This is a genomic window from Streptomyces spirodelae (assembly GCF_017676385.1).
Classification (GTDB): domain Bacteria; phylum Actinomycetota; class Actinomycetes; order Streptomycetales; family Streptomycetaceae; genus Streptomyces; species Streptomyces spirodelae.
Genome location: NZ_JAFFZN010000025.1, coordinates 121,922 through 130,152 on the forward strand (window position 1 = coordinate 121,922; position 8,231 = coordinate 130,152).

An 8,231-nucleotide genomic window follows, 5' to 3' on the forward strand; every position below is an offset into this window, starting at 1 on the left:
ATGGCTACCCACAACACTGACCCCTCCCCGGCCGAAGCGAGCAACGCGTCCCGCGACGGCACGGCCGATGTCCTGGTCACCGGCGCCAGCGGATTCATCGGCGGCCACCTCACCCGGCGGCTGGCCGAGCGCGGCCACCGCGTCCGGGTCCTGGTGCGCCCCGAGAGCGACCGCTCGGCGTTCGAGGACGTGGCGGACGAGATCGAGACCGAGACCGGAGACCTGGACGATCTGGACAGCCTGTGCCGCGCGGCGAAAGGCGTCTCCCACATCTACAACTGCGCGGGGATGTCCGCGGACTGGGGCCCCTGGGAGGACTTCCACCGGGCGAACGTCCAGGGCGCCAGGAAGGTCGTCGAGGCCGCCCATCTGGCCGGCACGGTCGACCGGGTGCTGCACGTCAGCACCACCGATGTGTACGGCTATCCGAAGCAGCCCGGTGACGAGTCGGCGGCCTGCAAGGACATCGGCCTGCCGTACAACCGCAGCAAGATCCTCGGCGAGCGCGCGGTGCGCAAGGCCGCGGGCGAGACCGGTGTGCCGGTGACCATCGTGCGTCCGGTGTCGGTGTACGGGCCGCGCAGCAAGGACTTCGTGATCGAGATCGGCAATCTCCTGGTGCAGAAGCAGATGCTCTACATCCGCGGCGGCAAGGTCCCGGCCGGCCTGCTCTACGTCGACAACGCGGTCGACGCCATGATCGCCGCCGCCACCTCCCAGGAGACGGTCGACAGGGCCTACAACCTGCGGGACCCCGAACAGACGACCTGGCGGCAGTACGTGGAGGCCCTCGCAGCGGGGATGGGCGTCAAGCCGCCCCGGCTCAACCTGCCCGCCCCCGTGGCCACCGCCGCCGCCACTGCCTCCGAGAAGATCTACGGCGCCCTGGGCATCACCTCCCGCCCGATCCTCACCCGGCACACCGTCCACCTCTTCGACCGCGACCAGTCCTACGGCATCAAGCGGGCGCAGCGGGACTTCGGCTTCAAGAGCCCCGTCGGCTTCGCGGAGGGCATGCGCCGCACCGTCGCCTGGCTCGACTCCGCCGAAGGGCGCAAACATGTTGCCCGTTGATACCACCTCGCAGGCCGCCGCCTGGTTCCCCGGCACCAGCCCCGAGGGGGCCGGCCCCAGGCGGCTGGTGTGCATCCCGTACGCGGGCGGCACAGCTTCGGTCTACCGGGCCTGGCAGGAGCGACTGGGAACAGACGTCCACGTGGTGCCCGTCCAGCTGCCGGGCCGGGGGCTGCGCCTGCGCGAGGCCCCTCACGAGGCCCTCGGGCCGCTCGTCTCTCAGCTGGCCACCGCGCTGCTGGAGGCCCGGCTGTGCCACGACTACGCGCTGTTCGGCCACAGCATGGGAGCGCTGCTCGCCTACGAGGTGGCGTGCGAGTTGCGCGAGCGGGGCGCGCCCGAGCCCGCGCATCTGTTCGTCTCCGGCAGCAGGGCGCCCCATCTGTACGGGACTCGCGAGGACCATCTCCTGCCCGACGAGGAACTGCGCCGGCTCGTCAGCGACCTGGGCGGACTGGACCGGGACCGGGCCGTCGATGCGGCCTACTTCGAGCGCAGGCTGCCGGTCCTCCGCGCCGACCTACGCGTGTGCGAGACCTACCGGTGGCGGCCGCGCGCCCCGCTGGGGTGCCCGATGACGGCTTTCTCCGCCACCCGGGACGCGCTCGCCTCCGCGCCGCAGACGGAGGCGTGGCGCGCGTACACCTCCAGTTCGTTCCTGCGCCGCCATCTGGAAGGCGGTCACTTCTTCCTGAACGGCGGACCCTCCCGGGAGCGGCTGCTGCGGAGCCTGCGCGACGAGCTCGCCGGAGCGCGCACAGGACAGGACGCCGGACCCGTCGGACCCCAGCCCGTCAACGCGCGAAGGAACGCACCATGGATCTGTTGAGTCTCGCCACCACTGTCCGCAACCGTGTCGAGGAGCCGGTAAGCGGCCTGCTGCAGATACTGAAAGTGCTGGGCAACCCCCGGATGCCGGTGCTGCTGGCGCTGTCCAAGGGCCTCATCGAGCCGACATACCGGCTGGCCTTCCTCGCCTCCGCCTCCAACTCGGGCGTACTGCGCTGTCTGGCGGCACGCCCCTGCGACCTGGAGTCGCTCGCCGAGAGGCTCGCGATCGGCCCGGCCGACAAGGACCGGCTCCGCGCCTGGCTCGACATGGGCGTCAAGCTGGGCGACTTCGGCACCGGTGAGGGCTGCTACCGGCTCAACAGTTTCACCGCGAAGTTCCTCGCACAGCCGGGCAACGACGCGGTGGCCGCCGCGCTGGAGGAAGTGATCCGCTTCCATGTCCCGGCCCTGCTGCACGGTCCGAGCATGCTGCGTGGCGGCGAGCGGTTCTCCCTGGACGACCAGGACGGCGCGGTCATCGCCCGCTCGACGCGGGTCGTCGAGTCCTTCGTCGAGGCGGCCGTCGACCGGAGCCTGGAGCGCTCCCGGCCGGTGCGGCTGCTGGAGATCGGCTGCGGCAGCGGAACGTACGTGCGCTACGCGGCCGGGCTCAACCCCAGGCTCTCGGCGCTCGCCATCGACATGCAGAAGAGCGTCGCCGACCAGGCGGCCGCCAACATGGCCGAGTGGGGGCTCACCGACCGGGTCGAGACCCGGCAGGGCGATCTGCGCGCGCTGGACCTGGAGCCGCAGTTCGACCTGGTCACCATGCACAACAACATCTACTACTTCCCGCAGGACGAACGGGTCGAGACGCTGCGGAGGGCCCGCCGGATGCTCGCGCCCGGCGGCAAGCTCCTGCTGACCACCTCCTGCCAGGGCGGCAACGCCGGTCTGGAGGCGCTCAACCTGTGGTTCCACTTCTCCGACTTCGGCGGTCCGCTGCCCAGCGAGGGCGAACTCGTAGGGCAGTTGGAGGAGGCGGGGTTCACCGATGTCGAAGCGGCCCAGATCATCCCGGGCGAGCAGTTCCGCGCCTGCACGGGCACCAACGCGCAGCTCGCGCTGGACTGAACGGTCAGGAGACCTCACGATGACAACGCACGCCACCCGAACTGCCGTTGCCGGGCCGCACGCCGGCCAGGTGGTCGTCCTCGGCGACGGACCCCAGCCGGACCCGGCCGTCCTCGGCGGCAAGGCCGCCAGGCTCGGCGAGATGCTGGCCGACGGGCTGCCGGTACCGCCCGCCTTCTGCCTCACCACCGAGTTGTTCACCTCGTTCCTGGAGGAGACCGGCCTCGCGGCCAAGGTGCCGGGAACCGAGGGCCGTGCCCTGCGGGAGCAGGTGCTGGCCACCGAGATACCTCCCTCGATCGCGGAGGCGGTCCTGGCCGCGTACGCGAGGCTCGGGCGGCCCCGGGTGGCCGTCCGCTCCTCGGCGCCGCGGGAGGACTCGGCGGCCCAGTCCTTCGCCGGCCAGCACGACACGATCCTGGACGTGGCCGGCGACGCCGCGCTGCTGGACGCCGTACGGAGCTGCTGGGCCTCCCTGTGGTCGGACCGTGCCACGACCTACCGCGACGACGACGGCGCGCCCGGAGCCATCGCCGTGGTCGTACAGGAGATGGTCCACTCCGATGTGAGCGGTGTCGTCTTCACCGTCGACCCCGTCAGCGCGCGCCCGCACCGGATCGTGGTCGAGGCGTGCCAGGGACTGGGGGAGGGGCTGGTGTCCGGCCGGGTATCCAGCGACTACTTCGTGGTCGACGACCGCACCCTGGAGGTCGTCGAGGAGCGGGTCAGGCACAAGGTGACCAAGTGCGCCCCGCTCGAACCCGGGAAGATCGGCATGACGAGGGTCGACGCCGCCGACCGCAATGTGCCCTGCCTCTCCCGGGAGCAGCTGGCCGAACTCTGCGGCCATGCCCTGCGCCTGCGCCGCCGGTACGGCTGCGACCAGGACATCGAGTGGGGCATGCGCGACGGCGTCCTCCAGCTCTTCCAGACCCGGCCCATCACCACAGCGCCTGCGGCCGGTTCCGGCGGCAACCCGGGAAGTGCCGCCAGCCCCTATGTGACTGAGCAGAAGGAGGAGATCGAGCAGGGCACCCTCTGGTCGCGGATGGACATCGGGGAGATCTTCGTCGGGCTGATGACGCCGCTGGGGCTGAGCTTCGCCCGGTACTACCAGCAACATGTGCACCTGGACTGCACCTCGGCGCTCGGCGCCCGGGTGACCGGCGATCCCGACCTTCCGATGGGCTATGTGCAAGGGCACGTCTACCTCAACATCTCCTACAGCGCGTATGTGATGGCGCAGTGCCTGCCGACGCGGGACCAGTGGCGGTTCACCAGCCGGTTCGTCAGCGAGGAGGTGGACCTGACCGACTACCGCAACCCCTTCGGTGAATTCCCCGGCGGCCTCGCCGACGCCCTGTCGACGGCGTTCTGGTTCCGTTCCACCGCCAACGAGCTGACGGACATGAGGGCTCGGGCCGAGCGGATGAGCTCCTCCCGCAGCTACGAGTTCGACCGCGACCGGGCCATGGACCTGAGCCGGTTGAGCCGGTCCGAGCTGAAGGTGGAGCTGGAGCGCCGCCTGGCGTACTTCCACGACATGCATGTGGGCTACATGCCCTACTACATCCACGCGTTCGGCTTCTACGCGGTGCTGGCGGAGCTGTGCAAACGGTGGCTCGGCGCCGAGGGCGTCAACCTGCAGAACCGCATCAAGACCGATATGTCGAACCTGCGCACGGTGGAGTCGGCCAAGGAGATCTGGTCGCTGGCCCAGGCCGCCAAGGACCGGCCCCGGGTGCTGCGCATCATCGAGGATCTGCCGCTGGACGGTGTCGAGGCGGCCCTGCGCGCCGACGAGGAAGGGCGCGAGTTCTGGCAGGAGCGGATGGAGCCCTTCCTGCGCGCCCACGGCACCCGCGGCCCTCAGGAGATGGAGATCACCCATCCCCGGTGGATCGACGACCCCTCGTACGTCTTCCAGATGATCCGCCGCTACGCCGCTGACGGCTTCTCCGCCGACGACATCCTGCGGCGCAGCGGCGGTCACCAGGACACCTCGCACAAGGCGCTGGAGCGGCTCCCGCTGCCCAAGCGGAAGGCGGTGGAGACGGCCATCGCCATGTACCGGACCTACAGCGAGCTCCGGGAGATCACCCGGATGTCGATGATCACCTCGATCTGGCTGGTGCGGAACGTGGTCTACGAGGTGGGCCGGCGCCTGGTGGAGGCGGGGGTGCTGCACTCCATGGACGAGGTGGCGTATCTCGACTTCGAGGACGTACGCGCCTATGTGGCGGGCGAGGACTCCGAGGTGGTGGCCTTCGACCGGGCGAAGATCGACGCGGCCCGGCGCCTCCACGAATACCACAAGCGGCTGCCGGAGCCGCCGCTCACCTTCGTCGGGGAGCACGACCCGGCCTCCGCCGTCCGGCCGGTGCCCGACGGGGAACGCCTCGAAGGGCTCGGCTCCAGCCCGGGCCGCGTGGTGGGCCGGGCCCGCATCATCGAGGACCTGGTCTGGCAGGCCGACGAGTTCCAGGCCGGGGAGATCCTGATCACCCGCTACACGGACGCCACCTGGACCCCGCTGTTCGCCATCGCGGGCGGAGTCGTCACCGACATCGGGTCGATGCTCTCGCACAGCTCGATCGTGTCGCGGGAATTCCATGTGCCGTCCGTCGTGAACACCAAGTACGCGACGCAGGTCATCCGCACCGGGGACCTGATCGTGGTCGACGGGGACGCCGGCACGGTCGAGGTCGTCGAGAACTCCTGACCGGACGGCCGCCCTCGACGGTCGGTGCCGCAGGCCAGGAAAGCCCGCCGGTGCTCGGCGGGAAACTCGGAAAAGAGAGGGACTGCATGATTCCCGATTTGTGGTATCCCGTGGCTATATCCGGGGATGTCACCGACAAGAAGCCGAAAGGTATCCGCCGTCTCGGCGAGGAGATCGTCCTCTGGCGCGACCTCGACGGGAAGGTGGTCTGCCAGGGGGCCCGGTGCCCGCACAAGGGGGCCTGGCTCGGCGACGGGCGGATGAAGGGCAACGCGATCGAATGCCCTTACCACGGGTTCCTGTTCAACCCGGAGGGCAAGTGCACCCTGACGCCCGCGATGGGCAAGGACGCCCGCATCCCGGGTTCGCTGAAGGTGCCGGTCTATCCGGTCCGGGAGAAGTACGGGCTCATCTGGGTGTGGTGGGGTGACGACCGCCCCGAGAGCGAACTCCCGGAGATCATCGCGCCCCGCGAGATCAAGGAGAACGACCGGGTCTACGACACCATCTCGTGGAACAAGCCGGTCCACTACACCCGGTACATCGAAAGCGTCCAGGAGTTCTACCACGTCACCTATGTGCACCGGGACCACTGGCTGAACTGGCTGGACTTCATGTTCCTCTACGGGACGAAGAAGAAGTTCGGGCTGGACGGCAAGGAGAACTACCTCAAAGCCACGATGATCCACAATCACCACGTGGAGACGGACGACGACGGAATGACCTTCCGTTACTCGTTCGACCACGGGGAGGAGGACAACCCGGAGCGGAGCATCCACTACGTCATCACGTTCTCCTTCCCGTGCATGGTGCATGTGGAGACCGAGGCGTTCGCGACGACGTCGTGGTTCTCGCCGATCGACGAGGAGCACACCGAACACATCTTCCGCGTCTACGAGTTCCCCCAGCTCAAGCCGATCCTGCGGCACGAGAAGCTGCGGCGCGCCATGTCGACGCTCCAGTGCTATCTGGAGAAGTACGTCCAGGACCCGCAGGACTACAAGATCATGGCTCGGCAGGAGCCCCGGGTCAGCGGCGGCGGCGTCAACAAGTTCATCCCCGTGGACGAGATGAACGCCAAGTTCATCAAGACCCGCGCCCGGCTGCTCCGGGAGGCCAGGGAACGCCGCGAGGGCACGGTCACGGCCGGGGACGTCTCCGACGGTATGGTCGGCGACCTGGACATGGCCACCGACGAGGTCGGACCGGGACAGCCGGCCGCCCTGGAGGCCAAACGCCGCACCCCCGCCCGCTCCAACGGCCGGGCCAAAGGCAACGGGCACGCCAATGGCCGGACGAACGGGCACGCCAACGGCAACGGCAGCGCGAACGGCGACGGCAGCGCCAACGGCGGGGCCGCCACCAACGGCAGCGCCGCCACCAACGGAAAGGGCGACAGCACCGCTGCGCCCGCCGAGAAGGAGGACAGCCCGTCCGGGAACCGCGCGGCGGCGAGGTCCTGAGCACGGACTGCCTCGCCCCGGACGCCCGGTACGGCCCCGTCCGGACCGGGAGGGAGCCCGCGGCGCGGCGGTACGGCCGCCGCGCCGCGGCGCACCACCCATTGCGAGACCGCAGGGACAGCGATCACTCAGTGAGGAGAGCGCATGCCAGAAGACGAGGAGCTGCCCGTTTCGACGAGGAGCCGTGGCACCTGGGGGGAGCGCGAAGAGAGGGAGAAGAACACATCCGGCCCCGGCGAGCAGGCATCACTGATCGCCGATGTACTCAAGGAGATCCTCGCCAGCGGCATGGAGCTCTACGGCAGGCTGTCCTCCGACGAGGGGGCCGTCGACGACTTCGGCTTCGATCCCGCACTGGTCGACGAGGCTCTCATGCCGGCCCTGCGCCCGCTGTACGAGAAGTACTTCCGGGTCGAGGTCACGGGACTTGAGCACATACCGGCCCACGGCGCCGCCCTGGTGGTGGCCAACCACAGCGGTACGCTCCCGCTGGACGCGCTCATGCTGCAGTTGGCCATCCGCGACCACCACCCGGTACAGCGGAGCCTCCGGCTGCTCGCGGCGGACCTCGCCTTCGCCTATCCCGTCGTCCGCGACATCGCCCGCAAGCTCGGTCACGTCCGGGCCTGCCCCGAGAACGCCATGCGGCTGCTGGAATCCGACGCGCTCGTGGGCGTCATGCCGGAGGGCTACCGGGGCCTGGGCAAGCCCTTCGAGGACCGCTACCGCCTCCAGCGCTTCGGCCGTGGCGGCTTCGCGGCCGCCGCGCTGCGCACCGGCTGCCCGATGGTGCCCTGTTCGATCGTGGGCGCCGAGGAGATCTACCCGATGGTCGGCGAGTCCCGCACGCTGGCCCGCATGTTGCGCCTGCCCTATTTCCCCATCACGCCCACCTTCCCGCTGTTCGGGGCGCTGGGACTGGTGCCGATGCCGACGAAATGGACCATCCGTTTCCACCCTCCGGTATCCACCGACACCTTCCCGGCGGGCGCCGCGGACGATGCCCGCGTCGTGGAGAAACTCGCCGGAGAGGTCAAGGACACGATCCAGCACGCGCTCAATGAAAC

Annotated in this window: 6 protein-coding genes; all 6 read left to right on the plus strand. The window is 69.5% G+C overall.

The window, feature by feature from the left end; genetic code table 11:
- Positions 1-1,074: an NAD-dependent epimerase/dehydratase family protein gene (locus JW592_RS24660; protein WP_209267407.1), complete on the plus strand. Its 1,074-nt coding sequence runs from the start codon at positions 1-3 to the stop codon at positions 1,072-1,074.
- Positions 1,061-1,903 carry a thioesterase II family protein gene (locus JW592_RS24665; protein WP_209267408.1) on the plus strand — a complete coding sequence of 281 codons (843 nt, stop codon included), beginning with the start codon at positions 1,061-1,063 and terminating at the stop codon, positions 1,901-1,903. Before JW592_RS24660 ends, JW592_RS24665 begins: the two co-directional genes overlap by 14 nt.
- Positions 1,891-2,979, plus strand: a complete 1,089-nt coding sequence (locus JW592_RS24670) for an SAM-dependent methyltransferase (RefSeq protein ID WP_209267409.1) — start codon at positions 1,891-1,893, stop codon at positions 2,977-2,979. The genes JW592_RS24665 and JW592_RS24670 overlap by 13 nt, the downstream gene beginning before the upstream one ends.
- A gap of 19 nt (positions 2,980-2,998) precedes the next feature.
- On the plus strand, positions 2,999-5,701 hold the full coding sequence (redH, locus tag JW592_RS24675) for an undecylprodigiosin ligase RedH (protein WP_209267410.1): 2,703 nt from the start codon (positions 2,999-3,001) through the stop codon (positions 5,699-5,701).
- A 110-nt stretch (positions 5,702-5,811) separates the two neighbouring features.
- The gene (locus JW592_RS24680; protein WP_307805530.1) at positions 5,812-7,164 is read left to right on the plus strand and encodes a Rieske 2Fe-2S domain-containing protein; all 1,353 of its coding nucleotides are present in this window, start codon (positions 5,812-5,814) and stop codon (positions 7,162-7,164) included.
- 144 nt (positions 7,165-7,308) lie between these two features.
- The coding region (locus JW592_RS24685; RefSeq protein WP_209267412.1) for a lysophospholipid acyltransferase family protein at positions 7,309-8,231 on the plus strand (923 nt) is incomplete at its 3' end.

Excerpts from the sequence above, each read along its gene's own strand:
- JW592_RS24665 (WP_209267408.1), top strand. The coding sequence starts at position 1,061 with ATGTTGCCCGTTGATACCACCTCGCAGGCCGCCGCCTGGTTCCCCGGC.
- JW592_RS24670 (WP_209267409.1), top strand. The coding sequence starts at position 1,891 with ATGGATCTGTTGAGTCTCGCCACCACTGTCCGCAACCGTGTCGAGGAG.
- redH (WP_209267410.1), top strand. The coding sequence starts at position 2,999 with ATGACAACGCACGCCACCCGAACTGCCGTTGCCGGGCCGCACGCCGGC.
- JW592_RS24660 (WP_209267407.1), top strand. The coding sequence starts at position 1 with ATGGCTACCCACAACACTGACCCCTCCCCGGCCGAAGCGAGCAACGCG.